This window comes from Streptomyces sp. NPDC006458 (assembly GCF_040612135.1).
Classification (GTDB): Bacteria; Actinomycetota; Actinomycetes; order Streptomycetales; family Streptomycetaceae; genus Streptomyces.
Window position 1 is genome coordinate 129,742 of sequence record NZ_JBEXPR010000022.1, and the last position, 26,126, is coordinate 155,867.

The window sequence follows — 26,126 nt, forward strand, 5'->3', positions numbered from 1 at the left end:
TGTCCGGACGCCCTAGACCTCAAAGGTGCTGGTCTAGGGTTTCTATCGAACGCATGTGCGATACATGCCGGGTGATGGGGGAGGCTGCATGGAGTCACGGAAACGGACGCCCCGGGCCTACTTCGTGTTCAGGGACGACATCCCGGACGGCGAAGTCGTAGTAGCGGTCAGGACGAAGTCCGGCGACCTCGCTTTTGCCATCAGACCAGGCGAGATGACTGACCGGCTGCTGGAAGATCTCAACGCGGCCGCCCGACACATCATCGGTGTCGGCCTGGTGCAGATCAGCGAGAATGAGAAGCCGCCTGAGCGGAAGGAGTAAGTGACCATGCCGTCAGCACGCCGCGCAGGGAGCATCTACCGCCGATGCGAGTGCCGAGACGATGACGGCAAACTGCTGGGGTCCCAGTGCCCCAAGCTGAAGCGCAAGAACCATGGCGCCTACGGGGTCCGTCAGGAACTCCCGCCAGACGCTGACGGTAAGCGCCGCACCTTCCGGCGCACCGGGTACGACAAGGTCACGGTGGCCCAGGGCGACCTCTCCCGCCTGCAGGCCATCCTCGACCTCCCTGGAGACGACGCGGACGAACAGAGCCGTGTCGGCGACCTGCTCGTCGACATCCAGCGCCGCCGCGCAGACCTCCCCGACCCAGCCGAGGTGCAGCGGCGCCTCGGCGTTGGCGTGCCGCTCGACGGCAAGATGACCGTTGGCGAGTGGCTCGACGTCTGGATGGCCAACAAGAAGACGCGTCCCACCACGACCAACGGCTACGCCTCACACATCCGAGTCCACCTCGCGCCGCGCATCGGCCACCTACGCCTCGACAGGCTGACCGTCGGCCACGTCCAGGAGATGTTCGACGCCATCGCCGACGAGTCCGACACAATCCGCGCCGCCAATCTGGCCCGCCGCGAGCAGGAAGCACGCGCCAAGTGGCTTCGGCCGGGACGACCGCCGGCCAAGGAACGCGAGCGCCTGGCGGCTGAACGCGTCGCGCTGTCCGAGCTGCCCCCCTTCAGGAAGACGAACGGCCCGGCGACACGCCACGCGATCCGGCGCACTCTGCGCACCGCGCTCAACGCGGCGATCGCCCGCCAGCTCATCACCTTCAACGCGGCCGCCCACGTCGAACTCGGCGCGGCCGTGCGGCCGAAAGGCCTGCTGTGGACCGATGAGCGCGTGCAGCGCTGGCGCGAGACCCGTGAGATTCCCAGCAGCGTCATGGTGTGGACGCCCGCACAGCTTGGCGCGTTCCTGGATGCCGCCGAGAGCCACCGGCTCTACGCCTTCTACCACGTCATCGCCCATCACGGCCTCCGCCGTGGCGAGGGCGTCGGCGCCGAGTGGACGAACGTGCATCTCGACATTCCGCAGCCGCGGATCGACGTCCTCACCGAGATCGTGGTGGACGGCTGGACGCCGATCCAGTCGGTGCCCAAGACAGATTCGTCCATGGCGTCCGTGATGATCGACCGTGGCACGGTGGAGGTGCTCAGAGAGCACCGCGATCGCCAGCTGGCCGAGCGCGAAGCCTGGAACGCCCGCGCCGCCGAGCTGCGTGAGCGCGGCGAGGAATCGCACGTCTGGCTCGACACGGGGAAGGTCTTCACCGCGGAGGATGGAGCCTGGATGCATCCCGACGTGGTGTCCAAGGAGTTCAAGCGAATCGCCGATGCGGTTGATCTGCCGCCTATCAATCTGCGCGACCTCCGGCACGGCGCGGCTGCGCTCGTGAAGGCCGGAGGCGGCGACCTTCACGACGCGAAAACGAAGCTGCGGCACTCCACGATCACGCTCACGTCGGACACGTACATGGCTCTCTTCACCGAGTACGAGCAGGACTTGACGGAGCGGGCGGCGGCCGCAGTACCGCGGACTCGGCGTGCGCGCGACGCGGCCCCTGCTCAGGGCTCTGTACCGGAGCAGGGGCCGGGCGCGTCGCAGCCAGCAAGCGCGGATGGATAACCCCTTCACGGTACGGGCCAGCACTGACAACGGCCCGGCGTCGGCGTAGAATTGGCGGACAGCTAAAGGGCCTCTGACCTGCGGGTCGGAGGCCCTTACTGCTGGCCCCGTGCTGGCCCGAACGCCATGCAAGACGGTGGGGTGAGCCGGGGTGAGCCGGGGTGAAGGTCGTCGCCGCTACGGACGTGAACCTCCGCTGACCAGCACTCCTTGGGGCGTGGTGGGGTGAGGTGACGATGGCGGGGTGAGGTGCCATGGGTGCTCATCAGACTTTTAATCCATTGGTTGTGGGTTCGAGTCCCACAGGGCCTACGGTGCGGGTGGCGGGGGTAACCCCTCTGACCTGCTGCGCAGCGCCTGATTCGGCTTCGGTCGGGTCGGGCGCTGTGGCGTTTTCGGGCCCGTGCGTGAGCGATGCGTGAGCGGATGTGCCCGTGACGGCTGTCTGCCCGGCTGGCGCGGTGCCCAGGAACGGAGGTGGCGGGAGGAGCCAAGGCGGCCTCACCCTCCTCGGCCTCGTACTCCACTCCGTCCAGCACCTCCTCCAGCAGGGCGGTGGCCCGCTTCCACAGGTCCGGATCCGCCACGTACTTGTTGCCCTCCCCGGGCAGCGACAGCCGGTACCAGGCGGCCCGGATGCCGAGGTCGGCGTAGGCACGGCGGATGAGGTCGAGCGCGGCATGAGCCTCGTCCACGGCCTGCTCCAAGGTGCAGAAGATATGCGCGCCGTTGAGCTGGATGGCCCGTACGCGGGTGAGGCCTTTGAGCACACCGGACAGCTCTGAGCGGTACGGCCGCCCAACTCGGTCATCCTCAGTGGCAGTTCGCGACAACTGTGCGACCGGGAGCGGTAGATGAGAGCGTGGTGCGGACAGAGGCTGGGCCGCAGGACCGCCCCTTCGCTGCCCAACTCCATGGGCGGGAACATGTCCTCGCTGTAGTGACCCCAGTTCCCCGAGATCTCGTACAGCTCCCGTTTGCCGAGCACGGGCGAGGACACATGCCGATACCCTGCGGCCTGCTTGGCCTCACGGACGTACTCCTCCAGGGTGTGCCGTACGACGGCCTCGGGCAGCCAGTACGGCAGCCCCGCGCCCATCAGCGGGTCGGTGTCGAACAGGTCTACCTCGCGGCCGAGGCGGCGGTGGTCATGCATGGCGGGTTCCTCTCCGGTCCGGGTGAGAGGGACGAGCGCCGCCGCACAACGAAAACCCCGGGGCACTCGCCCCGGGGCTTCGCATCAACTCATCGGTCAGCGCGCCGGGACAGGGTCCGGCGTCGTCGTGGAGGACGGCTTGGCGCGCTTCATGGGGGAACCGTGACAGGGAGGCGCGGGCCGGGCGAAGCCCTTTTCCACGCCTCGGCTCATGATCCGTCGATCAACTGCTGTACCTCGGGCGGAATCTTCTTGTCGGAGCGGAGGACCCTGAAGGGCTCCGCCTGTTCAGGAGAGGACCCGATCGCTATGACCACGTCCGGAGAAATGCCGCTCACCGCATAGGCGTTCTCCGAGGACTCCGGCACTTCGGCGGCTTGGTCATTGGTGTCACGGCACGGCGGACTCGTGGCGGTGCCGAGCTTCGGTCCGACCTTGACCTCGACATCCGAGAGCCTTATGTACGTGCGGCCTTCGTAGAGGACGTCGCTCGCGCACAAACTCTCGCCATTCGCGTCGGCACCTTCCGAGCCTTCTGATCCACATCCGACCGCGGTGAACGCCAGGACTGCCAGTCCGGCCGCGATCGCATGTCGTCCGACCCAGCTCATGGAGTCTCCCTAGTAGATGCTGCGCAGCCCCATGACGTCGCCCTTACCGAGTGTCCTCTTCTTCACTTCGCAGCGGTCCGCGTTGGTGTACATGGCGAGATTCGAATGCCCGGAGCCCACGTGGCCCAGACCGAAGACATGACCGGCCTCGTGCGTGCCCGTGTTGAGTACATGGTGGTACAGGCCGTACGGTGCGGCACAACTCGCCGCGCGCCGGATCGGCACTCACGGCGCACATGCTCTGACCAGGTGGTTCCGGACACCGAACCAGGGTCCGGAACCGCCCGTCATGTCATGGCCAGGACTTTTGATCCATTGGTTGTGGGTCCGAGTCCCACAGGGCCTACGGACGGCAGGCGGGGAGCACGGCCTCTCCACCTGCTGCGCGGCGTCCGGGCGGCTTCGGCCGGCCCGGACGCCGCTTCGTTTTCCGCCCGTTGGGTGCGCGAGGCCGTGCGCGGGAAGTCCGTGGATCCGCGGCGGGGCGTGAGAGGCAAAACCGAGCCTCCGTGGCGGGGCGTGTGGAACCGGCCGCAACGGACACCCGGGGGTCGTGAGGTACGGCAGTGTGCCTCACGAGCGGGCCGTCTGCCCGGGATGTCCTTCATGAATCGCCCGGCAGGCGGTGCGCTCTCCCCGGTCGATCCCGTCCGGCACTGCGGGTTCGGGTCGCCGAAGACGTACGGTGGAGATACCGGGGACATCACGCACTCCGGCCCTCTGCCGGGTCGCCCTCGGCGAGAGACGAACCCCGGGCCGCCCGACGGACGGTGCGGAGACGGGTCGGCATCATGTCCGCCGTGATCGCGGCAACTCCGCGTCCTTCCGCGGACATTGCGCCGTCCCGCCGAAGGGCCGGGCGATGACCGTGCGGCGGCTGGACATCCACCGGCGTGACCGGGGAGAGCGGGCACTCGTCACGCTCGTGGGCGAGATCGGCCCGGCCAGCGCGCCCCTGCTGCGGGCCGCGCTGGAGCAGTGCCTGCGCGACGGCATGACCGTCATCGACGTCGACCTCACCACCGTCGGCTCCTGTGACGCCAAGGGCCTCGACGTCTTCCTGACGGCGTCACGGCGGGCCGGCCGGGCGCATGTCGCGCTGCGGCTGCACCATCCGTGCGCACAGGTCGCACGGCTTCTCGTCGATACCGGCTCCGCGGCCCTGCTGCTCGCGGCCCCGGCCCGTCCGGTACGACCCCTGCTGCTCCGCGGCGTGCGGGACACGAACTCTGCGGGTTCGCCCGCCGGCGGGCCGCGAGCGCCCGGCGACCGGGCCGGCGTGCCTACGGTCGTCAAGGACGGCATCCGCCTTCGCCGGTTGACGCGCCAACAGGCGGAGGGGATGAGCGAGGACATCGCCGACCTGGCCGTGGCACCCACCGCGGGCTCCTCCGAACAGGCGCACCGGGAACGGAGCGACTTCCTGCGGCGGCTCGCCGTCAGCGCACGACGGCCCGGCTTCGCGTTGCTGGTCGCCGAGACGACGGTGCTGGTGGGATGCGCCTTCGGATTCCCGGTGGGCCCCGGCGGCCGGTCCGAGCGAGGGCTGCAGGAGAGCATCGGACGGCTCACCGGAGGCGGCCGGTTCCTGCTCCTCACCCAGGTGGTGGAGTGCCACCACGCCCAGTACCGCGACATCGGCCGCCGTCTGCAACAGAGTCTGCTGGCCGATCGGCACGCCGCACTCGGTGTCGCCCTGCTGCGTCCGTCCGACGGGGCCGGACAAGCCGCCTACGAGTCATGGGGCTGGCGGAACCTGGGAGAGATGGTCGGGCTGCCGGGGCGGGGTGCGCCCTGCGTGCTGACTCTCTCCAGGGAGAGCGAACCCGCGCTGCCCGCGCCTCGGGCCGTAGGGTCGGGCCGGGCGTAGCCTGGGACGGACCGAGAGCATGTCGGGCGCCCCCGTCAAGGCGGCGCCGTTCCCGGCGAGTGACGAACGAGGGTGGTCCGAGGCCGCCCGGGACGGGACCGCACGATGGACGCGCTCGCCACGCCCGCCGGAAGCACCCCCTCGGGGGACGCGCACACGTACACCATGCCGCTGTCGCGGCTGCGCCTCACACCGGAGTCCAGCCACGGTCCGCTGGACGGAGCGTGGTGGCCTCGATGCGACGCCCTGGCACTGGAGTTGCCCGCCCTCGTGGGCTCGTTGGACCCCGGTCACGGCACGGTCACCCACGTCAGGGTGGGCGCCGCGCAGTGGGCCGACGCCCCCCGGACGGTGTCGTCGCCCGACCACCTGATCGAGGTCGCTCTGAGCTACGCAGCCGACGAGGCCCACACCGTCGTCGTGGAGTGCGGCACCGTGGGGCGCTGGGAGCTGCTGGTCATCCCGCCCGGCGAGCCGGCCGCCGCGGCCGAGAGGCTGCTGACCGCGGCGGCCGATCCGTGGAACGCGCTGTCGGCTCGGCGCATGCTGGCGGGTGCCGAGGAGGGGCATCGGCCGGAGGGCGCGGGGGAGCGGTACGGCCCATGATGGGGTGATGGAAGGGACAGCCCCGGCCCTCGGGCGACCGCGCCGCCCGAGTCCGTGCGGATCACAGAGGGTGGGCGGATGACGGCGGGACGGCGCACGGACCGCTCCGAGAGCTTCGGGGAAGCGCTGCTGGGGACGGTGCTGGACCGCGCGCACGAACTTCCGCCGCACCTGATCGGTCCGCTGGTCGCCGACGTGGTGGAACAGCTGGGCGGCCGCCGTCCACAGGTGCTGCTCCAGGACTACGGCCAGCTGCTGCTCGTACCCCTGGCCGGGGAAGGCCTGATGGACGGGGACCCGCTGGTGATCGACGACACCCCCGCAGGCCGCTGCTTCCTCGACGCGCTGGCCGTCGAGATTCCCGGCGACGACGGCGTACGGGTCCACCTGCCCCTGCTGGACGGCGGGGACCAGGTGGGCGTCATGGCCGTGACGCTGGACCGGGTCGACGACGACGACCGACGGCTGCTGAGCAGGCTCTCCGCGCTGGTAGCCGACCTCCTGGTGACGAAGCACGGCTATTCGGACCTGTTCTTCTCCACCCGCCGCGGCGAACCCATGAGCGTCGCCGCCGAGATCCAGTGGGCCCTGCTGCCGCCCCTGGCCATGGTCATGCCGCGGGTCGCCGTGGCCGGGATCCTGGAGCCCGCCTACGACGTCGCGGGGGACAGCTTCGACTACGCGCTCAACGGCGACATCCTTCACCTGGCCATGATCGACGCGATGGGACACGGCCTGGGCGCGGCCACCATGGCGACCGTGGCCATCGGCGCGTACCGCCACGCCCGCCGCCTCGGCACCGGTCTGGCGGAGATCTACGCCGCCATGGATGACGCGGTGGCCCATCAGTTCGGCCTGGACCACTTCGTCACCGCGCAGATGATGCGGCTCGACACGATCACGGGACGGGTGCAGTGGGTCAACGCGGGACACCCGGCGCCGATGCTCATTCGCGATCACCGCTTCATGCGCCGGCTGGACGCCCCCACGACCCTTCCGGTCGGGCTGGGCGGCGCGGAGCCGGAGGTCGGCGAACTGGGCCTGGAGCGCGACGACCGCCTCCTCTGCTTCACGGACGGGCTGATCGAGGAACACACGGCGGGCGAGGAGCAGTTCGGGGAGGACCAGCTGATCGACTGGGTGAACCGGCTGGAGCGGACGGGCCGAGGCGTGCGGGCGGTGGCGCGCTCGCTGTCGCACACCCTCAAGCGGGCGCGGGGCGGACGCACCACGGACGACGCCACGCTGCTCCTGGTGGAATGGCGGGGCTGACCGCGGCCCGGAGGACCCCTTCCCGCTCGAGCCGCGGAGGCATGCCGCGCCGCGGCCGGAGTCTCCGCTTCTCCGGCCGCTTCAGCCGAAGAGTTTCTCCCCGCTTCGTGTGTCGATGAGGATCTGCTCCGCCGGACTGACGTTGTCGGCCAGCACGGCCTGGGCCATCGCCGCGCGGGCGGCCTCGGACGGCGAGTCCGCAGGGATGACGAGCAGCGAGAAGTGGTCCCGGTCGCCCCGGGTGATCAGAACCGTGTCATCGCCCACGGCGAAGGAATCCACGTGCACCACACGGTCGTCGACGACGATCCGGGTCGGCAGCTCCTCCCAGGACCTGGCGTCCAGCCCGACCCGGGTCACCGGGCCCAGGTGCTCGGCCAGGGCGCTCACCAGCGCGGGCAGCTCGGCACCGATGTCCCGCGACCGCGGCCACCACGCCCCGTCGAGGATGCCCTCGCGCGACGCCGTCGTCTCCAGCCGGAGCAGTGCGCAGCCCGGCCGCACGGCATTGTGCATGCCGCTCGGAAGGTTCCGGGAACCACGGGGTGTGTCGGAGTCGGTCATGGGGCCACCCGTCCGGGATCCGATGCGGGGGTCGAATGCCCCTCGCCCTCACCACGGTACCTCTCGGCATCACGGGAACCGGCCTCGCCGGGCATCGCCGTGACGCCGGTACCGGCCGCGAGAGATGACGCCCGTATCGGCCCGGGAGAACCGCATGGACGGCGCACAGCGGGGCACCCGGACGTCGGACGCTGCGAAACGATCGCAGGGTCGGCCGCAAGCCCGAGGGCGCCACCCATGACGACACTCCGTGAACGCAGGACCTACCGCAACGCCATTCTCCGGTGTCTGTACGGAGCCATGGAGCGCAACCGCCCCGAGGTCAGCGGGACGGCACTGCGCGACGAGCTTCAGCTGCCCGACGACGACCTGTCCGCGGCCTGCGCGTATCTGGCCGACGAGGGCCTGATAGCCGTCGACTGGACGTCGCACAACACTCCCGCCACCGCCTCACTGACCCATGAGGGCATCCGGTTCATGGAAGACGAGGAGATCTCGGGCAACCCCGGACCGCCCGGGTGACACGGCGTCCGGGGCCCGTCGCTGTCGTGTCTCAGGGGGCCGGCGGGCGCTGGGCCAGCAGGTACGTCCGGTTGCTGGCGTGTTCCGTGCCGGGGTGCGGGGCGCGGTCCAGCCGGGCGGTCACGGGCAGGCCCGCCTCGGCCAGGGCTCGGGTCTCGGCGTCGGGGTCCAGGAAGTGGAAGGTGAGGTCGACCTCGTGGTCCCACCAGTCGGTGACCCGGCGTGACTCGCCGGGGGCCGTGTCGGTGTCGCTGGTGTGGAAGGCCAGCAGGGCGTGGCCGCCGGGGCGCAGCACGCGGGCGAACTCCCGGTAGGCCGCCGCGCGCTGCGGTTCGGTCAGGTGGATGAGGGCGTAGCAGCACAGCAGTGCGGCCAGCGAGCCGGAGCGCACGGGCAGCGCCGTCATGTCGGCGGCGGCGAAGGGCAGGCCGGTCGAGCGGCGGGCCACCGCGCACATCCCGGGGGACAGGTCGAGGCCGCTCACGCGGGCGCCCAGGCCGGCCAGGTGGGCCGTGATGTGGCCGGGGCCGCAGCCGATGTCGAGCACCGGGCCGTCTCCGGCCAGCTCCGCCAGGGTGTTCAGCAGGGCGCGGTCGAGGGGCTTGCGGTCCAGCTCCCCGGCGATCTCGGTGGCGTAGCGGCCGGCGACGGTGTCGTAGCTGTGGCGGGTCGAGGGGGAGGGCGGCACGGGACCTCGCTGTCGGGAGAGGGGCGTTCGCGTTCCTCTGGCCCGTCCAGTATCGGCGGCCGCCGGGCGCCGGGGCAGGTGGTTTCTCCGGGCACTGGGCTTCGGACTCCCCGCTCAGCCCACCGTCACCTTCGCCAGTTCCGCCAGCGGCAGCGTGTGCTGGGTCTGGAGGACCTTCGCGCGCAGGTAGCGGACGTTGTGGGCGGTGGTGAAGACGCCGGTGGGCACGCGGTCGTGGACCGTGATGCCGAGGTCGCGCAACTGGGCTGCCTTGTCGGGGTTGTTGGAGAGCAGGTCCAGCTCGGTGACGTCCAGGGCGCGGAGCATCTGGGCGGCGGCGGTGTAGTCGCGGTCGTCCTCCGGCAGGCCGAGGGCGGCGTTGGCCTCGTAGGTGTCGAGGCCCTGGTCCTGGAGGGCGTAGGCGTCTAGCTTGTTGTAGAGGCCGATGCCGCGGCCCTCCTGGCGGAGGTAGAGCAGGACGCCGCCGCGGGCCGCTATGCGCTCCACCGCCTCGCGCAGCTGCGGACCGCAGTCGCAGCGGGCCGAGCCGAAGACGTCCCCGGTGAGGCACTCGGAGTGCAGACGGACCAGCGGGGCGGTGCCGGGGGCCGGGGTGCCGAGGACGACCGCGAGGTGTTCGGCGCCGTCGGCCAGACCGTGGAAGGTGACGAGTTCGGCGTCCACGCGGTAGCCGTCGGGGAAGCTCAGCGGGACGCGGACGCGGGCGCGCTGGGTGGCGGCGGGGGTGTCGGGCATCTGGGTCTCCGTCCGGCGTCAGCCGTGTGTTTCAGATTTGAAGCACAGGTTCTGGCGGTGAAGCTACTCCTGCTTGAAAGTTGAAGCAACCTGCTTGTGACGCGCCTCACTCGCCTGCCTCACTCGCCCGACGTGCCTCACTCGCCCCGCGCAGGTTGCTTGCCCGACGTGCCTCACTCGCCCCGCGCAGGTTGCTTGCCCGGCGGGCCTCACTTGCCCCGCGCAGGTTGCTTGCCCGGCGGGCCTCACTCGCTCCTGCGCGCCTCAGCCGCCCCGTGCACCTCGCTGGCCCGGCGTATCTCGCTCGCCGCTGCGCCTCACGCGTCCGGTGCGCCTACGTTCACCCGACGTGGCTCGCTTGCCTGCGAGCGCGCCTCACGCGTCCTGTACGCGTCTCACACACCTCACGTGCCTCACGCACCCCGCACACCTCACGCGCCCCGCACGCCTCACTCGTCCCGCGTGCCGCACGAGCGCCGCAGCCAGGGCACCTCCTCGGCGGGTGCCTGCTCAAGGCCTCCCTTGATCCGGGTGCAGATCTCCTCCAGGTGGCGTACCTGGTCGGTCGTGAGGAGGTCGAAGAGGTGGGTGCGGACGGTCTCCACATGGCCCGGCGCCGTGCGCTCCAGAACGGCCATGCCCTCGCCCGTCAGGACGGCCATGCTGCCGCGCCGGTCGGACGGGCAGCCCTCGCGGGCCACCAGGCCGTCCTTCTCCAGGCGGGTGACGGCGTAGGTCAGCCGGCTGCGGGTGATCTTCAGGGCCTCGGCCAGGTCCGTCATGCGCAGCCGGCGGTCCGGGGCCTCGGAGAGAGTGGCCAGGATGGAGTAGTACAGATGTGGCATGCCGGCGTCCTGCTGGAGCTGCCGGTCCAGCGCGTCCTCCAGGAGGTGCGTCGCGGCGACGTACGCGCGCCAGGCGCGCTGTTCGTCGGGGGTGAGCCAGCGGGTCGTCATGCCGCCAGTGTAAGTTTGATTCAAACTTGAACCAAGTCCGCCCTGCTGAGAGAGACCGCGCCGATGCCGTTCCCGTACGTCCTGCTCTCCGCCGCCGTCTCCCTCGACGGCTACCTCGACGACACCGGCCCGGACCGACTGCTGCTCTCCTCACCGGCCGACTTCGACCGCGTCGACGAGGTACGCGCGTCCTGCGACGCGATCCTGGTCGGCGCGGGCACCCTGCGCGCCGACAACCCCCGACTGCTGGTCAACTCCGCCGAGCGGCGGGCCGCGCGCCTCGCCGCCGGACGGCCGGAGTTCCCGCTCAAGGTCTGCGTCAGCGCCACCGGCGACCTCGACCCCGAGGCCCGCTTCTGGCACACCGGCGGCGAGAAGGTCCTCTACACGACCGGCCGGGGCGCCGAGCGCGCCGCACGGGCCGGTCTCGCCGCCGACGTCGTCGCCCTCGGCGACCGGCTCGACTGGCGGGACGTCCTGGCCCATCTGCACGACGTACGCGCGGTACGCCGGCTCATGGTCGAGGGCGGCGGCACCGTGCACACCCAGCTGCTCCAGCAGCAGCTCGCCGACGAGCTCCAGCTCGTCCTCGCGCCCCTGTTCGTCGGCGACCCCGACGCGCCCCGGCTGTTCGGGCCGGGCGGGTACCAGGGCGGGCGGCTGCGGCTGGCGGAGAGCCGGCGCATCGAGGACGTGGTGCTGATGCGCTACGAGCCCACGCAGCCCGGCGCGGCGGACCTCGCCGTGCCCGCCGACCGGCACTGGCTGAGGCTCGCTTGCGAGCTGGCGGCGCAGTGCCCGCCGTCGGAGACCGCGTTCAGCGTCGGTGCCGTCGTGGTCGCCGCCGACGGCACCGAGCTGGCCCGCGGCCACTCCCGCGAGGGCGGCGACCCCGTGGTGCACGCCGAGGAGGCCGCGCTGGCCAAGACCGACCCGGCCGACCCGCGGCTGCCCGGCGCCACCGTCTACTCCAGCCTGGAGCCGTGCGCCCGCCGCGCCTCCCGGCCCGCCCCCTGCGCCCGGCTCATCCTCGACGCGGGCGTACGCCGGGTGGTCACCGCCTGGCGCGAACCCGACACCTTCGTCACCGCCGCGGACGGCAGCGGACTGCTCGCGGCCCACGGCGTCGACGTCGTCGTGCTCCCCGCGTACGAGGAGCTGGCCAAGGCGCCCAATCTCCATCTGCTCGGCTGACGTCCGAGGGCCTTGCGGCCGTACGGCGGCAGGGCCCGACCGGCGCCCCGGAGGACCGAAAAGGCCGCTCGGCGGGGGTGGGCGTCGAGCGATGTGCTTTCGGTCCCGCGGATGGCGTACACTGGTTTCACCGACGCGGGGTGGAGCAGCTCGGTAGCTCGCTGGGCTCATAACCCAGAGGTCGCAGGTTCAAATCCTGTCCCCGCTACTGAAGACTCAGGGCCGGTGTCCATGCGAATGGACACCGGCCCTGAGTCTTTTCCTTTACCTCGGGCAGCACCGCGCGCTGGGCGAGTTCTACGACCCCGAGGCGCGGCCCGCCGGAGGGGGGCGGTATGGCGCGACTCGCCGGACGGGGGCGACATGGCGCTGCTCGCCGTACGGCGGCCGGGAGTGGCGGCGAAGAAGCATGCGGCCTGCTGGCACCGATGTCACACCCGGTGATCGGATGAACGCCCTCCGCATAACATCTGAGTCACCGTCAAAAACTGGGACGGTACTGAGTTGCGGTCAAGTCGCCCGTTTTTGGCCGCTCATGGGGCGAACGTCCTGGCTGGAAAGTGTAATGATCAAGCCGAACAGCTTGGAATTGGGCACCCGGTTCTATTAACGTCCGATAACGCAGCGCGGTCGTCCCAGCCGTCACAAGAGACGGCTCCGTGCGCACGCGCCGAATCCCGCAAGGGAACCGGGGAACCACCAACTTGGGGTGAATCGAGCGTGATCCGCCGTGAAAACGGCAGATATACGCGCGTAGGAGACCTTCCTGCTCCGAACCCGTCAGCTAACCCGGTAGGCGAGAAGGAAGGAAAGGAGCACGCCCACGTGGCGTCCAACCCGCCTGTCCCGCAAGCCCCGTTCGTGCCGGGCCAGCGCACCGCCGACACCGATACCTTCGTCTACGGCGGCCCCCGCACCGACGACGGCCCGTGGGAAGAATGGAACCCCACCGCGGACTCCGTCCGCCCCGTGCGCGGCAGGCACCGTGTCTCCAAGCAGCGGGGCGGCGGACTCGCCCGCAGCTCCACCGTCCTCGGCGTCGGCGTCATAGCCGCCGTGGGCGCCGGCGGCATGGCCAGCGCCCAGTCCGGCAAGCCGCCGGTCGCCATCTCGATGCCCGACCTGCCCTCCGTGAGTTCCTTCCTGCCCGGGGAGGAGCCCGCCGAGGAGACCGCGGAGGTCACGTCCCCGCTCAGCTCCATCGGCACCACCACGGCCGACCCCGCCGAGGGCACCAGCGGCGCCGGGGAAGCCCTGCGCGCCCGCATCATGGCGCAGGCCGAGCAGCAGCAGGACCAGGCCGAGACCAAGGCCGCCGAGGCCGCGCAGGCCGCCGCGGAGAAGGAAGCCGCCGCGGCCGCCGCCAAGGCCGAGCAGGAGGCGCAGGCCAAGGCCGCCGCCGAGAAGGCCGCCGCGGAGGAGGAGGCCCGCAAGAAGGCCGAGGCCGAGCGCCTCGCCGAGCTGGCCCGTCAGTACACGCTGCCGACCTCCTCGTACACCCTGACCTCCGTCTTCGGACAGGCCGGCTCCATGTGGTCCTCCGGCTACCACACGGGCCTGGACTTCGCCGCGCCCACCGGTACGCCCCTCAAGGCCGTCCACACCGGCACGGTCACCGAGGCCGGCTGGAGCGGGGCCTACGGCTACCGCACCGTCCTCACCCTCGAGGACGGCACCGAGATCTGGTACTGCCACCAGTCCTCGATCAACGTCAGCGTCGGCCAGAAGGTCAACACCGGCGACGTGATCGGACGCGTGGGTGCCACCGGCAACGTCACCGGGCCGCACCTGCACCTGGAGGTGCACACCGGCGGCGCCGACAGCGGCGTCGACCCGATGGCCTGGCTGCAGAGCAAGGGCCTCACCCCCTGACGACCCGGGATGTTCCCGGCCGTGCGCCCCGGCGCGCACGCGTCCCGAGGACTTTCTGAATCACCGGCGGTCCTGACGACAACCCCCCGACGTCAGGGCTGCCGGTTCCTCATGTGCGGTACGGGTTGTGGACGGGACGGCCGCCGGGGAGTCCCTGGACGCCGTACCCGTAGTGCCCGAAAGACCCGTAGGCCCCGTAGTACGTCGGTACGGGCGCCGTCGTTCTCGCCGCGTACTGGAGTGCCGGGCGAGCCGCCCCGCGCCGGACCCACAGCTCGTGCAGCAAGGCGCGTTCCCGTGCGACGAAGTCCGCGCCCGCACGGCCCCTGCGGCCCCGGTGCCGCAGGAACGCGAGCGAGGTCGCGTACGCCTCGTACTGCGCCACCTGGCGCTTCGCCGGTCTGCCGAGGTGGTGGCCGGCGTACTCGCGGGCCAGCCGGCGGGCCCGCATCGAGCCGAGCGCGTACGGCTCCCCGGGCGTCAGCCAGCCCGCCGCCACATACGCGGGCAGTTCCTCGCGCACCGTGCGCAGTTCGCGCTGCCGGGTCCAGATCACCAGCCAGGTCAGCAGGCCGAACGCGGGGACCATGAACGCCCCGTACACCGCGAAGAAGCCGTACCGGCCGAACGTCGCCGAGCCGTTCCACAGCGCGTGCGTGCCCATCGCCGTCAGCAGGCCCGCCAGCGGCAGCAGGACGCGGCGCAGCCGCTGGCGCTCGCCGGACAGCGCGGCGATACCGAAACCGATACCGGTCAGGACCGTGAAGAGCGGGTGCGCGAACGGGGACATGATCACCCGGACGAAGAAGGTCGCGGCCGTCACCGAGGCGATGCCGGAGACGCCGGTGAGCTGGTCGGTGCCGAAGGCGTTGCCCAGGTAGAGGATGTTCTCGGTGAACGCGAATCCGGTCGCGGTGACACCGGCTATGACGACTCCGTCGACGATGCCGGTGAAGTCGCCCCGGCGGAACAGGAAGACCAGCAGGAGCGCGGCGGCCTTCGCGGACTCCTCGACGACCGGTGCCACGAGTGTGGCGCCGAGAGTGTCCGCGCCGGTCGGGTCGGCCGTCGCGGTGGCTATCCATCTCGTGGCGAAGCTGTTGGCGACGATGGCTATCAGCGCCGCCGCGCAGGCGCCCCAGGCGAAGCAGAAGACCAGGTTCCGCCAGGGGCCCGGCGCCACCCGGTCCAGCCAGCGGAACGCGGCTATGAGCAGCGGCACGGGCAGCACCGCGAGACCCAGTCCCACCAGGAAGCCGTCCGTGCCGGTCTGCTCGCGCACCAGCGCCAGGATCACCAGGCCGGAGAGCGCGAGCAGGCCCGTCAGCGCCGTGTAGCGCACCCAGGTGCGTTGCCACCAGTGCGGGTGCCGCCGCGTGCCACGGCCGAGCGGGTCCTGTGCGGGGGGCGTCGGGTACGGGGGACAGATGGCCACGACATCGACCCTAACGAGACAGGGGCGCGCCCCGCAGGTGCGTAAGGGGCTCAGGCGCCGGAGGGTTCGTGGGGGGTGGGGGCTTCGTGGGCGGTGGGGGCCTGGTGGGTGACGGGGGCTCCGCCGACGGGCTCGACGGTCTCGACGGGCTCGGCGGTCTGAGTGGTCGCAGCGGTCGCAGCGGTCTGAACGGTCGCAGTGGTCGCAGTGGTCGCAGTGGTCTCGACGGACCGCACGCGGCGGAACAGCAGGTCGTTCACGACATGTCCCTTGTCCAGTCCCTGGCCCTCGAAACGGGTCAGCGGCCGGTGGCCGGGGCGTGCCGCGAAGCCGCCGTCGAGCTGGGTGTTCTCGAAGTCGGGGTGGGCCGTCAGGACGTCCAGCATCTGCTCGGCGTACGGCTCCCAGTCCGTGGCGCAGTGCACGAGGGCGCCGGGCCTGAGGCGGGTGGCCGCGAGCGTGAGGAACTCCGGCTGGATCAGGCGGCGCTTGTGGTGCCGCTTCTTCGGCCAGGGGTCGGGGAAGTAGACACGCAGCCCGTCGAGGGAGGCGGGGGCCAGCATCTCGCGCAGCAGGATGATCGCGTCGCCGTTGCCGACACGGATGTTGGACAGGCCGGTGCGGTCGGCGAGGTTCAGGAGATTGCCCTGGCCAGGAGTGTGGACGTCCACGGCCAGGATGTTGGTGTCCGGGTCGGCCGCGGCCATCTGGGCCGTGGCCTCTCCCATGCCGAAGCCGATCTCCAGGACGACGGGGCGGTCGTTGCCGAACAGCTCGCCGAGGTCGGGGATCTTGTGGCCGTCGATGTCCAGGCCCCACTTGGGCCACAGGCGTTGGAGCGCGTCCGCCTGGCCGGCGGTGACGCGGCTGCGGCGCGGCTGGAAGCTCCGGATCCGCCGCTCGAAGTGCGACCCGGCGGGGTCGGCCTTCGGGCCGTGGGGGAAGCGGGGCTCTCCCTTGGCACGGGGGAGAGCGGCTGCGGGGGTGTTGGGGGAGTCAGACACAGTGGGGCCGAGTCTACGGCGGTGCGATGCGCGGGGCGGCCGCACGGCGGGCGGGGAGGGGCGAAGGCGGTGGCGCGCTCGGCAGGAGGGGCGAAGGCCGTGTGGTGAGCCCGGCCCGGGACGCCTCTCGGCGTCTGGCGCCCGCGCGAGCACGTCTGTCGGCCGCCCGCCCGCCCGACGCCGCTGCCGCGGGTGGCGGCACCTTTGCCGGCCGTCGGAGTCCGGCCGCGGGTGCGGAGGCGCACGCCTGTCGGTGCCCGGCCCCGGCCGCGGGCCGGAGCACCCTCCTGGCCCGCCACCCGCTGCCCCTGCCATGTGTCAGGCCCGCGCCAGTGCCGTCAGCGCCAGGCGGGCCACCTCCCGGCCGATCGGGAGGGAGGCGGTGGCCGCGGGGGACGGGGCGTTGAGGACATGGACGGCCCGGTCGCCCTCCTTGATCAGGAAGTCGTCGACGAGGGTGCCGTCGCGCAGGACGGCCTGGGCCCGGACCCCGGCCGGGGCGGGGACCAGGTCCTGCGGTGTCACGACGGGCAGCAGCCGGCGCACCGCCTCGGTGAAGGCGGACCGGGACAGGGAGCGGTGCAGCTCACCCGCGCCGTAGCGCCAGTGGCGGCGGGCCATCTGCCAGGAACCGGGCCAGGCGAGGGTGGTGGCCACTTCACGGGGGCGCACGGTCGTCCAGCCGTAGCCCTCGCGGGCGAGCGCCGGCACCGCGTTGGGCCCGACGTGGACGCCTCCGTCGATCCCGCGCGTGAGGTGGACGCCGAGGAAGGGGAAGGCGGGGTCGGGCACCGGGTAGACGAGGCCGCGCACCAGGTCGGGCCGGGCCAGCTCGTAGTACTCGCCCCGGAAGGGGACGATGCGCATGCCGGGCTCGTCACCGGTCATCCGGGCGATCTCGTCGCAGCGCAGCCCGGCGCAGTTCACCAGGACCCGGCCCCGGACGATGTCGCCCCGGGACGTCCGGACGGCCACCCCGAGGTCCGGGCGGCGGTCCACCCGGGCGACCTGCGCGCTGTAGCGGATCTCGGCGCCGGACGCCTCGGCCAGCTGCCGGGCGACCCCGACGAAGTCGCACACGCCCGTGCTGCCGACGTGTATGGCCGCGAGGCCGCGCACCTCCGGCTCGTACTCGGTGATCTGGGTGGAGCCCAGCTCCCGCACCGGAATGCCGTTCTCCCGGCCGCGCTGTACGAGCGCGTGCAGCCGGGGCAGCTCGGAGCGCTCGGTGGCGACGATCAGCTTGCCGGTGACCGCGTGGTCGATGCCGTACTCGGCGCAGAACTTGACCATCTCCGCGGCGCCCCGGACCGCGTACCGCGCCTTGAGCGAGCCGGGCCGGTAGTAGACGCCGCTGTGGATCACTCCGCTGTTGCGGCCGGTCTGGTGCCGAGCCGGACCCGGTTCCTTCTCCAGCACCGTCACGCGGGTGCCGGGCGCGGCCCGCGTGATCGCGTACGCGGTCGACAGCCCGACGATCCCACCGCCGATCACGAGCACATCGCAGTCGTACCCGATTGAACGCACCTGGCTCCACCTCCCGGCTTCGATAGTGCACTGCGCCACTGACAACGGTTTGAAACCCAGTGCCGCCGCAGTGTCCGTCCGGGAACGCGGGGGTGCGGCGGCCCGCGGCGCCGCCAAGGGCGCCGCGGGCAGCTTGAACGGGCCGTAGCCGCCCGGTCACGCGGTGCGGAAAAGGAGGCCGGACGCCCGTCCGCTACGCCGGAGTCATCAGCAGGGGCCGGGCCCTCTCGCGCAGCTCCACCACCCGCGGCTCGTCCCCGTACGGTTCGAGGCGGTGCAGGAGATCCTTGACGTACTCCGTGGTCCGGGCCGACGAGATGCGCCCGGCGACCTCCACCGCCCGCACGCCCTGCTCGCACGCCGCGTCGAGGTTCCCCGACTCCAGCTCGGCCACGGCGGACACGACCAGCCGAAGGCCGTGGGAGCGGACGAACTCCTCGGTCGGCTTGGACAGGGCGTACTCGGTGAAGCGGCGGACCTGGCGGGGTGCCTTGAGGTCGCGGTAGCACTCGGCGGCGTCCGCGGCGAAGCGGTCGTAGGAGTAGAAGCCGAGCCAGCCGGGGTCGTTGTCGCCGTCGCGGGAGCGCTCCAGCCAGCCCTCGGCGGCCTTCAGGGCGGCTCCGGCGGCCTGGGCGTCACCAGCGCGCGCGTGGGCGCGTGCCTCGACGAGCCGGAAGAAGCTCATCGTGCGGGCGGTGGCCAGGCCGCGGTTGCGTTCCAGGGCGGCCTGGGCGAGGTCGACGCCCTCGTCGCCGAAGCCGCGGTAGGTGGCCTGGAGGGACATGGAGGCGAGGACGTAGCCCCCGAGGGGGACGTCCGCGGCCGCCCGGGCCAGGCGCAGGGCCTGGATGTAGTAGCGCTGGGCCGCTTCCTGCTGTCCCGTGTCGAAGGCCATCCAGCCCGCGAGACGGGTGAGTTCGGCACTCGCGCCGAACAGGGCCCGGCCGACGTCGTCGGAGTAGGAGCCCAGCAGCAGAGGGGCCGCCTCCACTCGCAGACACTCGGGGACCATCGACGAACGCCAGTCGCCGCCGCCGTACTTGGAGTCCCAGCGCCGGGCGTCCTCGGCGGCCTCCCGCAGCTTCCGCACATCGCTGTGGCCGACTTTGAGCGGTGCGCCCGAGCCTTCCGTGTGGCTCGCCTCGCGCGCGACCGAACTGTCGGCCGGGGTTATCAGCCACCGTGACGCGGGCGTCGCGTACGCGGTCACGGCGAACGATCCGGCCAGCGACTGCCAGATGCCGCCGGAGCCGGCGCGGCGGCCTGCGAGATCGAGACGGTAGAGCTCGGTGGCCGACTTGACCGCCTGGGCGACGTCCCGCGGGAAGGCGAGGCCGACCTCGGGCGCGGGGTCGGCGTCCGCCAGGCCGATCTCGTGCAACGGCACGGGGCGGCCCAGCTTCTGGCCGATGGCGGCCGCGATCAGGTGCGGAGCGGCGCCCTGCGGCACCATGCCCTTCGACACCCAGCGCGCCACCGACGTCTTGTCGTAGCGAAGTGTCAACCCGCGTTGTGCGCCGAGGTCGTTGACGCGCCGCGCGAGTCCTGCGTTGCTGATTCCCGCGAGGGCGAGAACGGCGCCGAGTTTCTCGTTCGGCCCGCGTTGCTCCCTGGACATTGCGCCACCCCTCGACACAGACGGCTGCCGCGCTGGCATAACCATGCGGCATTCGTAAACCCAGCGTAGTTCGCCGCATCCCACGCGTTAAGGGGCATTGTTCCGGTTGGCGGGATTGTTGCCCGTACTGAAGTACGGTTCGGGCACGGTGCGTTGCGGCGTGCCCCCGACGTGTGGCAGTGCGCCTGTGCGTGCGCTCTACTCCGGCCATTCGGGGAGCGGTTCCATGGCTGACGCGTGGGTCGGCCCGCTGTACTGGATCCAGTGGGCTGGGGGACACCGCCGCCTCCATCCCCGCGGGCGGCGGACCGGTCCGGGGGGCGCGTTCCGCCTCCCGGGCTGCGCGCGCCGGGCCGGGCGCAGGGCCTGTACGGAGCGTGTGCGGCCGTCGGCTCATACCCGGGCCACCGTTCGGATTTGGCTGAAAATCGCCCCTCGGCCGGATGCGTGATCAGCCCCCCGACCACGGGAGTTGAGGGCGTACGCGGGGTTTCGGGGGCTCACTCGGGGGCGCATTCGCGTCGCACGCACGCCGCCCTGTCGGGCCCTCGACCCGGCGACCACCGTCACATCCCGCGTGGCGCAAGCGGCTCCGCCAACCCTCTGTGACGCGTTCTTCGTGGCAGCATGGTGCACCGTTCGTACGGTGCACTGATTGTCCACAGGCCGTGGAGGCGTCGATGCGGTGGTTGGTGGGATGGAGCAGCGCCGCCGCGGGGGTCGTCGCCCCCGGCTCCGCGGGCGCCACCGGGTACGAAGGCGAGACCCTCCACCCGGTCGGCTCCCAACTCCTGTGGGGCGACCCCGATCCGCTGTGGGCGGTCGGCGACTGGCGCTCCGACGAGGTGCGCGTCGTCAAGGCCGACGAGCACAACCGCCTTGCCGTCCTGGGCACATGCGGCGCCAGCGACGAGGAACTGCGGCTGGGCCTGTTCACCGCGCGCGGCGGCGCCCTGCGCCATCTGACCGCCTGGCCCGGCAGCTACACGGCCGTGGTCCAAGTCGGCCGCCGCGTCACCGTGTGCGGCGATCTCGCGGGCGCCCGCCCGGTCTTCCACACCCCGTGGGCCGGCGGCACCGCCTACGCCACCGCCGCCCTGCCGCTCGCCGACCTCATCGAGGCCAACCTCGACTTCGGCCACCTCGCCGCCCTGCTCGCCGCCCCCGACGTACCCGCCGCGCTCTACGACTCCACGCCCTACGACGGCGTACGGCGCATTCCCCCGGGCCACGCGCTGATCCTGCGCACCGGGGCACGTGAGGTGGCCGGCTACGAGCCCGTCGCCTCCCTGGCCGTGGCCGCGCCCCCCGCCGACCCGGACAGCGCCGTGGGCGCCGTGCGCGAGGCACTCGTCGACGCCGTACGCGCCCGCCTGGCCGCGCCCCGCCACGTCCCCGGTACGGGCATCGACCCCGGCCCGGTGCCCGGCATGGGCCCCGCCGAACGCCGCGCGGCGCGCGGGATGCCGGTCCCCGGCATCGGCGCCGACCTCTCCGGGGGCCCCGCCTCCAGCACCTTGGCCCTTCTCGCGGCCGGCCTGCCCGGCATGCCCGGCACGGTCCTGGGCCACGGCACGGGCGCGGGCGAACGGCTCCTCGCCGTCACGTTCAACGACCTCGCCGTCGCCGGCACGGAGGCCGAACTGGAGCGCGCCGGCGAGCTCGCGGCCAACCCGCGCCTGCACCACGTCGTGGTGACCGGCGGCGAGGACACCCTGCCGTACGCCGACCTCGACGGCCCCCTCACCGACGAACCCAGCCCCTGCCTGGTGACGGCCGCCCGCCACCGCGCCCGGCTGGCGGCGGGCAGCGCCGACCACTTCACCGGCCACGGCGCCCGCCAGGTCCTCGACGCCCACCCGGCCCGGCTCGCCGACCTCCTGATGGACCGCAAGAGACGCCACCTCGTCCGCCCGGTCGCCGCCCTGGCCAAGGCCGACGGCTCCGTCATGGTCCCCGCGCGCGTGTACGCTGCCGCACGCCGGTTGGCTCGCACCTCCTACCGCACCGGCGTGGAGAACCTCGCCACCCGCCTCCTCGACCGCCGCTTCGACGACCCCGGCGGCGCGGCCGACGCCTCCCTGGCCGCCCTCGCCTGGGCCGGCCCCGGCCCGGCCGCCCGCTGGCTCACGGGAGAGGCCCTGGCCGAAGTATCGATTCGCTTGCAGGCCGCGACCAACCGTTCCGGAGTGGGCCCCGGACAACGCCCCGGCGACTACCGCGCGCGGGCCGCCCTCGCCCGCACGGCCGCCGACATCCGCGTCCTGGAACAGGCAGCCGAGATCCGCTTCCAGCGCCTGCACGCCCCCTTCCTGGACAACCGGGTGGTCCGCGCCTGCCGCGAACTCCCCGAGGCCCTCCGTGTCCAGCCGGGCGCCCGGGCGTCCATCCTCAGCACGGTCCTGAAGGGCGCGGGTGTCCCCGACCTGCCCCCAGGCTGGGGCGCCCCCTCCCACGCCCCCACGGCAGCCGCCGCCCGCACGGGCCTGCGCGTGGCCGCCGACAGCCTCGTCGCCCTCTTCGACACCCCGCTGCTGGCCCAGGCCGGCCTGGTCGAGGCCCGAGTGGTCCGCAAGGCCCTACGCGCCGCAGCAGCCGGCGAACCCCTCCCCCTGGACGGCCTGGCCGAACTCGTCTCCCTGGAACTCTGGCTGTCCCGCCTCCTGGCCCGCCGAGGCACCTGCTGGACCGGAACCCCCGCCCGCGCGCGTGCGGTCCCCGCGGGAATCAGACCCCAAAGAGGCGCCCTGGGAGCAGGAGCAGCAGCCCGAAGGGCCTGACCCACACGACCCGACAGCGAGCTGAACACCGTACGAGAGCCCACAAGCCCCCCGCAGCCGCGAACGGCGAGATGCACCGGAGCCCGTGGACGCGGGAAGGCCGCGAACGACGACGAAGGAACCCACAACGGCGGACGCGGGAAGGCCGCGAACGACGACGAAGGAACCCACAACGGCGGGCGCGGGAAAGCCGCGAACGGCGACGAAGGAACCCACAACGGCGGGCGTCGGCAAGCCGCAAACGGCGGGGAGGGGACGTGTCGGGGGGTGTCCGCCCGCAGCGGCCGCCGCCAAACCCCCTCAGCCCCGTAGGAGGCCAGACCGGCGGACCGAGGACGGACACCCCCCGGCGCGGCCCCGCACCCCCACCCGGAAGCAGCGCTACAGCAACCCCCACCGAACGCGAGCGGGCCGCCGCAGGCATGGGATCCCAAGCCCCGGCTAGGAGCAGGTGAACCGAGACTGCGCCCAGTCGGCGAGCGCCAGGGAGTCGAAGTGGCTGTGCGGTTCGACGACCAGCCGGACCGTCCGGTAACCGCTGATGCCGACATGGACGGGAACCGCCGCGTCCCCGCCCTTGACCCGCTCGGACCGCCACAGCAGGTCGCCGTCGCCGTAGACGCCGAAGTAGACCTTGCCGAGCTTCATCGTCATGTCGTCGACGCCCACGACGGCGTCGTAGGCCGTGCAGTCACGATTGAGGTCGATGGTGACCGACGACTCACCGTGGACGGTCACGCCGTACGGATAGGCCTGCTCACCGATCGACAGCTCGCCGCGCCGCCACACCCAACCGCTCTCCCCGATCCGCATCTCCGGCTTCGTACCGTCGCCGGAGACGTCGTACGCCAGTTCGCTCCACCGGTAGACGACCGGGGGCGGCGTCGGCGTGGGAGTGGGCGTGGGGGTCGGAGCGGGGGTCGGAGCGGGGGTCGGCGTGGGAGCGGGCGGGGGCGTAGGCGTGGGAGTAGGAGCCGGCTCGGCCGGGACCGGCTCCGGGGTGGTGGGGGTCGGAGTCGGAGTCGGCGTAGGCGTGGGCGTGGGCGCGGGTGCCGGGGCGGCGGCCACCGGCTGCGGCGGCGCCGGCGTGGGGACGGGCGGAGGCGCGGGCGGCTCGGGCGCGACCGCGGGCGTGGAGGCGGGCGGCCCGGCCACCGGCTCCTTGGGCGTGCTGCCGCCGACCAGGGCGATCGCGATGGCGGCGGCCGCCACGGCGACCACACCGGCCGCGATTCCGGCCTTCACGGGCGCGCCCAGGCCCTCGGAGGCGGCCGCGCCACCCGCGCCGGAGCCCGAGGAGCCGCTCGCCGCGGCGGCCGCGCTCGCGACGCCCGCGGCCCCCGCCCCGGCCCCGCCGACGATGAGCGCGGCGGCCTTGGCGTACCCGGCGGCACCGAACCAGCCGATGACCGCGACCGGCACGACGGCGGGGATACCGCCGGCGACCTCTTCGATCTGGAGGGCGGCGAGCCGGCACTTGGCGCACTCCTCCAGGTGCCTGCGCAGACCGCGCTCGGCGCGGGTGCGCAGCTTGCGGCGGGCGTAGCTGCCGAGCTGGTCGGCGTAGCGGGCGCACTCCTCGTCGCCGACGAGGGAGGCGCTGACGTGGGCCTGGAGGTAGGCCTGCTTCAGGCCCTCACGGGCCCGGCTGGCGAGCACGCGCGTGCCGTTGGCGTCGAGTCCGAACAGCGTCGCGACATCGCTGGGCGACTCGTCCTCGACCTCGGTGTGCCAGAGCACGGCCTGCCAGCGTTCGGGCAGCGAGCGGAAGGCCTGCATGGCCATGGACTGCTCGGCCTCGTGCATCGCCAGCACGTCGGCGCCCAGGTCGTGGCCCGCTCCGAAGGAGCGGATGGACGCTGCGGTGTCCGCCACCTCCGACGCGCGTGAGGCCTGCGCGGCGAACAGCGCGAAGTCGTCGACCAGTTGCTCCCGCTTCGAGGAGGTCATCCAGTTCGCGGCAACGCGCCGGACGCTGGTGAGCAGATAGGCGCGGACCGCGTGCTCGGGGCCGGAGCCGCCGCGGACCGCCTGGAGCACGCGGGCGAACACCTCGGCGGTGAGGTCGTCGGCGGTGTGCGCGTCGCGGCAGCAGGTGCGGGCGTAGCGGCGCACGGCGTCGGAGTGGCGGCGGTACAGCTCCTCGTAGGCCGTGTCGTCGCCGGAGCGCATCCGCTCGATCAGCTCGGCGTCGGACGGCGGCAGATCCACGGGGGGCGGCAGGACGCCGTCCTCGCGCCAGCTGTCCTCACGCCAGTCGCGCTGGGATGGAACGGTTTCCTCGGCGGGGCCGCCACCTGCGGTTTCCTCTGCCGGGACGTTTCCCCCCTCAGGGGGTTCGGCGCCAGACGGGACGCTCGGGCGGCGGCCCTGGCTCGGCACCTGCGGCGGAGTGCGGCCGCCGGTATCCGTGTCGCCCTCACCGAGCGACTCGTCCCGCCCCTTAACGCTCATCGCGGAAAGCCCCCGACGCCAGCCCGACCCGTCCCGACCACCGGGTCAGACTGCCACACCGGATTTCGGCGAGAGACCCGCGAGTCCGGATCGTCCACTCGTCCGAGGGGATCGAGTGACAGCGCGCACCGAAGTTCACCCGTTCGAGGGATGGGTAACAGCCGCCCTTCCCGGGGGAGTTGAAAAGGTGCCGGAGATATCCGGCACCTTCCACTTCGCACCACACCCTCACACCGCCCGCAGGCGCAGACGGTCACACCGTCCGCAAGCGCAGCTCCTCGACCGTCACACCGGTCGCAAGCGCAGCTCCTCGACCGGCACGCCGTTCGCAAGCGCAGCCCCCCGACCGGCACGCCGTTCGCAAGCCCAGCCCCCCGACCCGCAAACCGTCCGCAGGCGCAGCCCCTCATACCGGCCGCGAGCGCAGCCCCTCCAGCAGGATGTCCAGCAGTCGCGCCGAGGCCGCGGCCTGCTGCGCCGGATCCGGCAGCGACGGCGCCGCCGTGGCGATCACCAGCAGCACGTCCGACACCGACACGTCCGGCCGCAGTTCACCGGCCGCGCGGGCCCGCTCCACGAGCTGGCCCACCACCTCCAGCAGCGCCGCCGCACCCGCGTCGTCCACGGTGTCGTCCGGCACCAGCCGCAGCTCGCCCGAGCCGGGCTGGCTGCGCTGGTGCGGGACCCGCGCCTCCTCGGGCCCGTCGGACTCCTCGGCCACGCCGACCCGCAGCACCTGCGGCGGCAGCAGCCGCCCGGCGCCCGAGGCCACCGACGTCCGCAGGAAGCGCGACAGCGCCGACCACGGCTCGTCCTCCTGACCCAGCGCCGCGCGCGCCTGGTCGGTCAGCCGGGAGGTCTCCTCCTCGGCTATCCGGCGCACCAGGACGTCCTTGCTGGGGAAGCGCCGGTACACCGTGCCCACACCGACCCTGGCCCGCCGTGCCACGTCCTCCATCGGCGCGCCGTACCCGAGCTCGCCGAAGACCTCGCGCGCGGCACGCAGCACGTGCTCGAGGTTGCGCTGTGCGTCCACCCGCAGGGGCGTCGAGCGCGCACCGTCCCCGCGGCCGCTGCTCACCGCGCCGCCGGGCGCGACGACAGAAGCGGAAGCCCAATGAGAATCCTGAATATGCATACGAAATCCCCCGGTAATGACGTCTCCCCCCGGAGACTCTCCCCGCCATTTTGGATGCCGGAGCGCGCGGAAGAGAGCCGAACCGGACCCACTCGCAGCGGACCCGAAGAGCGCATCCCCCTACACCCCGTCGACAT

The 26,126-nt window shown here is 72.4% G+C and carries 20 protein-coding genes, 1 tRNA gene, 2 pseudogenes and 1 riboswitch; of the genes and pseudogenes, 10 read left to right on the forward strand and 13 right to left on the reverse strand.

Features of this window, described 5'->3' with window-relative positions; translation table 11 throughout:
• Positions 1-88 precede the first annotated feature (88 nt).
• Both ABZZ79_RS27905 and ABZZ79_RS27910 read left to right on the forward strand, forming a co-directional pair.
• Entirely contained in the window at positions 89-322 is a 234-nt protein-coding gene (locus ABZZ79_RS27905) for a hypothetical protein (protein WP_356693207.1), read from the forward strand.
• Between the two features lie 6 nt (positions 323-328).
• A complete protein-coding gene (locus tag ABZZ79_RS27910) occupies positions 329-1,966 on the forward strand; it encodes a tyrosine-type recombinase/integrase (protein ID WP_356693209.1) in 1,638 nt (545 codons plus the stop codon).
• 494 nt (positions 1,967-2,460) lie between these two features.
• On the opposite strand, the pseudogene ABZZ79_RS27915 reads toward ABZZ79_RS27910, so the two are convergent.
• From ABZZ79_RS27915 to ABZZ79_RS27925, 3 genes and pseudogenes are all read right to left on the reverse strand, one after another.
• Positions 2,461-3,122 (reverse strand): annotated as a pseudogene (locus tag ABZZ79_RS27915) (aminoacyl--tRNA ligase-related protein); the annotation flags it as partial.
• Positions 3,123-3,331: 209 nt separating this feature from the next.
• A complete protein-coding gene (locus tag ABZZ79_RS27920) occupies positions 3,332-3,733 on the reverse strand; it encodes a DUF6281 family protein (RefSeq protein ID WP_356693211.1) in 402 nt (133 codons plus the stop codon).
• A gap of 9 nt (positions 3,734-3,742) precedes the next feature.
• Positions 3,743-3,958: a matrixin family metalloprotease gene (locus ABZZ79_RS27925; protein WP_356693213.1), complete on the reverse strand. Its 216-nt coding sequence runs from the start codon at positions 3,956-3,958 to the stop codon at positions 3,743-3,745.
• Positions 3,959-4,595: 637 nt separating this feature from the next.
• Here ABZZ79_RS27925 and ABZZ79_RS27930 point away from each other — a divergent pair.
• The 3 genes from ABZZ79_RS27930 to ABZZ79_RS27940 all read left to right on the forward strand — a co-directional run bounded on the left by ABZZ79_RS27930 (position 4,596) and on the right by ABZZ79_RS27940 (position 7,481).
• Complete coding sequence (locus tag ABZZ79_RS27930; protein ID WP_356693215.1) at positions 4,596-5,603, forward strand: STAS domain-containing protein; 1,008 nt, start codon at positions 4,596-4,598, stop codon at positions 5,601-5,603.
• 105 nt (positions 5,604-5,708) lie between these two features.
• Entirely contained in the window at positions 5,709-6,209 is a 501-nt protein-coding gene (locus ABZZ79_RS27935) for a DUF5994 family protein (protein ID WP_356693217.1), read from the forward strand.
• A gap of 78 nt (positions 6,210-6,287) precedes the next feature.
• Positions 6,288-7,481: a PP2C family protein-serine/threonine phosphatase gene (locus tag ABZZ79_RS27940; RefSeq protein ID WP_356693219.1), complete on the forward strand. Its 1,194-nt coding sequence runs from the start codon at positions 6,288-6,290 to the stop codon at positions 7,479-7,481.
• Positions 7,482-7,562: 81 nt separating this feature from the next.
• Here the strand turns inward: ABZZ79_RS27940 and ABZZ79_RS27945 are convergent, their stop codons facing one another.
• A complete protein-coding gene (locus ABZZ79_RS27945) occupies positions 7,563-8,045 on the reverse strand; it encodes a DUF5994 family protein (RefSeq protein WP_356693221.1) in 483 nt (160 codons plus the stop codon).
• Positions 8,046-8,282: 237 nt separating this feature from the next.
• Here ABZZ79_RS27945 and ABZZ79_RS27950 point away from each other — a divergent pair, with 237 nt between their 5' ends.
• A complete protein-coding gene (locus tag ABZZ79_RS27950) occupies positions 8,283-8,567 on the forward strand; it encodes a hypothetical protein (RefSeq protein WP_356693223.1) in 285 nt (94 codons plus the stop codon).
• A 31-nt stretch (positions 8,568-8,598) separates the two neighbouring features.
• Here the strand turns inward: ABZZ79_RS27950 and ABZZ79_RS27955 are convergent, their stop codons facing one another.
• From ABZZ79_RS27955 to ABZZ79_RS27965, 3 genes are all read right to left on the reverse strand, one after another.
• Positions 8,599-9,255 carry a methyltransferase domain-containing protein gene (locus ABZZ79_RS27955; RefSeq protein WP_356693225.1) on the reverse strand — a complete coding sequence of 219 codons (657 nt, stop codon included), beginning with the start codon at positions 9,253-9,255 and terminating at the stop codon, positions 8,599-8,601.
• A gap of 114 nt (positions 9,256-9,369) precedes the next feature.
• Positions 9,370-10,011 carry a GTP cyclohydrolase II gene (gene ribA / locus ABZZ79_RS27960; protein WP_356693227.1) on the reverse strand — a complete coding sequence of 214 codons (642 nt, stop codon included), beginning with the start codon at positions 10,009-10,011 and terminating at the stop codon, positions 9,370-9,372.
• 449 nt (positions 10,012-10,460) lie between these two features.
• Positions 10,461-10,967 carry a MarR family transcriptional regulator gene (locus tag ABZZ79_RS27965; protein WP_356693229.1) on the reverse strand — a complete coding sequence of 169 codons (507 nt, stop codon included), beginning with the start codon at positions 10,965-10,967 and terminating at the stop codon, positions 10,461-10,463.
• 63 nt (positions 10,968-11,030) lie between these two features.
• On the opposite strand from ABZZ79_RS27965, the gene ABZZ79_RS27970 reads away from it, so the two are divergent.
• The 3 genes from ABZZ79_RS27970 to ABZZ79_RS27980 all read left to right on the forward strand — a co-directional run bounded on the left by ABZZ79_RS27970 (position 11,031) and on the right by ABZZ79_RS27980 (position 14,033).
• Positions 11,031-12,161, forward strand: a complete 1,131-nt coding sequence (locus ABZZ79_RS27970; RefSeq protein WP_356693231.1) for a dihydrofolate reductase family protein — start codon at positions 11,031-11,033, stop codon at positions 12,159-12,161.
• A gap of 134 nt (positions 12,162-12,295) precedes the next feature.
• Positions 12,296-12,369: transfer RNA gene (locus ABZZ79_RS27975), tRNA-Met, on the forward strand.
• A gap of 450 nt (positions 12,370-12,819) precedes the next feature.
• A riboswitch (cyclic di-AMP (ydaO/yuaA leader) is annotated at positions 12,820-12,975 on the forward strand.
• A gap of 11 nt (positions 12,976-12,986) precedes the next feature.
• A complete protein-coding gene (locus ABZZ79_RS27980; RefSeq protein WP_356693233.1) occupies positions 12,987-14,033 on the forward strand; it encodes a M23 family metallopeptidase in 1,047 nt (348 codons plus the stop codon).
• 109 nt (positions 14,034-14,142) lie between these two features.
• On the opposite strand, the gene ABZZ79_RS27985 is transcribed toward ABZZ79_RS27980, so the two are convergent.
• The 4 genes and pseudogenes from ABZZ79_RS27985 to ABZZ79_RS28000 form a co-directional block, all read right to left on the reverse strand.
• The gene (locus tag ABZZ79_RS27985) at positions 14,143-15,468 is read right to left on the reverse strand and encodes a PrsW family intramembrane metalloprotease (RefSeq protein WP_356693235.1); all 1,326 of its coding nucleotides are present in this window, start codon (positions 15,466-15,468) and stop codon (positions 14,143-14,145) included.
• Positions 15,469-15,698: 230 nt separating this feature from the next.
• Positions 15,699-16,472 (reverse strand): annotated as a pseudogene (trmB, locus tag ABZZ79_RS27990) (tRNA (guanosine(46)-N7)-methyltransferase TrmB); the annotation flags it as partial.
• 318 nt (positions 16,473-16,790) lie between these two features.
• On the reverse strand, positions 16,791-17,999 hold the full coding sequence (lhgO, locus tag ABZZ79_RS27995; RefSeq protein WP_356693237.1) for an L-2-hydroxyglutarate oxidase: 1,209 nt from the start codon (positions 17,997-17,999) through the stop codon (positions 16,791-16,793).
• A 193-nt stretch (positions 18,000-18,192) separates the two neighbouring features.
• Positions 18,193-19,617 carry an MFS transporter gene (locus ABZZ79_RS28000; protein ID WP_356693239.1) on the reverse strand — a complete coding sequence of 475 codons (1,425 nt, stop codon included), beginning with the start codon at positions 19,615-19,617 and terminating at the stop codon, positions 18,193-18,195.
• A gap of 680 nt (positions 19,618-20,297) precedes the next feature.
• Here ABZZ79_RS28000 and ABZZ79_RS28005 point away from each other — a divergent pair.
• A complete protein-coding gene (locus ABZZ79_RS28005; protein WP_356693241.1) occupies positions 20,298-22,397 on the forward strand; it encodes an asparagine synthase-related protein in 2,100 nt (699 codons plus the stop codon).
• Positions 22,398-22,838: 441 nt separating this feature from the next.
• Here the strand turns inward: ABZZ79_RS28005 and ABZZ79_RS28010 are convergent, their stop codons facing one another.
• Both ABZZ79_RS28010 and ABZZ79_RS28015 read right to left on the reverse strand, forming a co-directional pair.
• The gene (locus tag ABZZ79_RS28010; RefSeq protein ID WP_356693243.1) at positions 22,839-24,851 is read right to left on the reverse strand and encodes a sigma-70 family RNA polymerase sigma factor; all 2,013 of its coding nucleotides are present in this window, start codon (positions 24,849-24,851) and stop codon (positions 22,839-22,841) included.
• Positions 24,852-25,257: 406 nt separating this feature from the next.
• Positions 25,258-25,989, reverse strand: a complete 732-nt coding sequence (locus ABZZ79_RS28015; RefSeq protein ID WP_356693245.1) for a helix-turn-helix domain-containing protein — start codon at positions 25,987-25,989, stop codon at positions 25,258-25,260.
• Positions 25,990-26,126 lie beyond the last annotated feature (137 nt).

Bases quoted from the DNA above. Each gene is read 5' to 3' on its own strand.
- ABZZ79_RS27940 (WP_356693219.1), top strand. From the start codon at position 6,288: ATGACGGCGGGACGGCGCACGGACCGCTCCGAGAGCTTCGGGGAAGCG.
- ABZZ79_RS27920 (WP_356693211.1), bottom strand. From the start codon at position 3,733: ATGAGCTGGGTCGGACGACATGCGATCGCGGCCGGACTGGCAGTCCTG.
- ABZZ79_RS28005 (WP_356693241.1), top strand. From the start codon at position 20,298: ATGCGGTGGTTGGTGGGATGGAGCAGCGCCGCCGCGGGGGTCGTCGCC.
- ABZZ79_RS27970 (WP_356693231.1), top strand. From the start codon at position 11,031: ATGCCGTTCCCGTACGTCCTGCTCTCCGCCGCCGTCTCCCTCGACGGC.
- ABZZ79_RS27905 (WP_356693207.1), top strand. From the start codon at position 89: ATGGAGTCACGGAAACGGACGCCCCGGGCCTACTTCGTGTTCAGGGAC.
- ABZZ79_RS27950 (WP_356693223.1), top strand. From the start codon at position 8,283: ATGACGACACTCCGTGAACGCAGGACCTACCGCAACGCCATTCTCCGG.
- ABZZ79_RS27965 (WP_356693229.1), bottom strand. From the start codon at position 10,967: ATGACGACCCGCTGGCTCACCCCCGACGAACAGCGCGCCTGGCGCGCG.
- ABZZ79_RS27910 (WP_356693209.1), top strand. From the start codon at position 329: ATGCCGTCAGCACGCCGCGCAGGGAGCATCTACCGCCGATGCGAGTGC.
- ABZZ79_RS27935 (WP_356693217.1), top strand. From the start codon at position 5,709: ATGGACGCGCTCGCCACGCCCGCCGGAAGCACCCCCTCGGGGGACGCG.
- ABZZ79_RS28015 (WP_356693245.1), bottom strand. From the start codon at position 25,989: ATGCATATTCAGGATTCTCATTGGGCTTCCGCTTCTGTCGTCGCGCCC.
- ABZZ79_RS27930 (WP_356693215.1), top strand. From the start codon at position 4,596: ATGACCGTGCGGCGGCTGGACATCCACCGGCGTGACCGGGGAGAGCGG.
- ABZZ79_RS28010 (WP_356693243.1), bottom strand. From the start codon at position 24,851: ATGAGCGTTAAGGGGCGGGACGAGTCGCTCGGTGAGGGCGACACGGAT.
- ABZZ79_RS28000 (WP_356693239.1), bottom strand. From the start codon at position 19,617: ATGTCCAGGGAGCAACGCGGGCCGAACGAGAAACTCGGCGCCGTTCTC.
- ribA (WP_356693227.1), bottom strand. From the start codon at position 10,011: ATGCCCGACACCCCCGCCGCCACCCAGCGCGCCCGCGTCCGCGTCCCG.
- ABZZ79_RS27945 (WP_356693221.1), bottom strand. From the start codon at position 8,045: ATGACCGACTCCGACACACCCCGTGGTTCCCGGAACCTTCCGAGCGGC.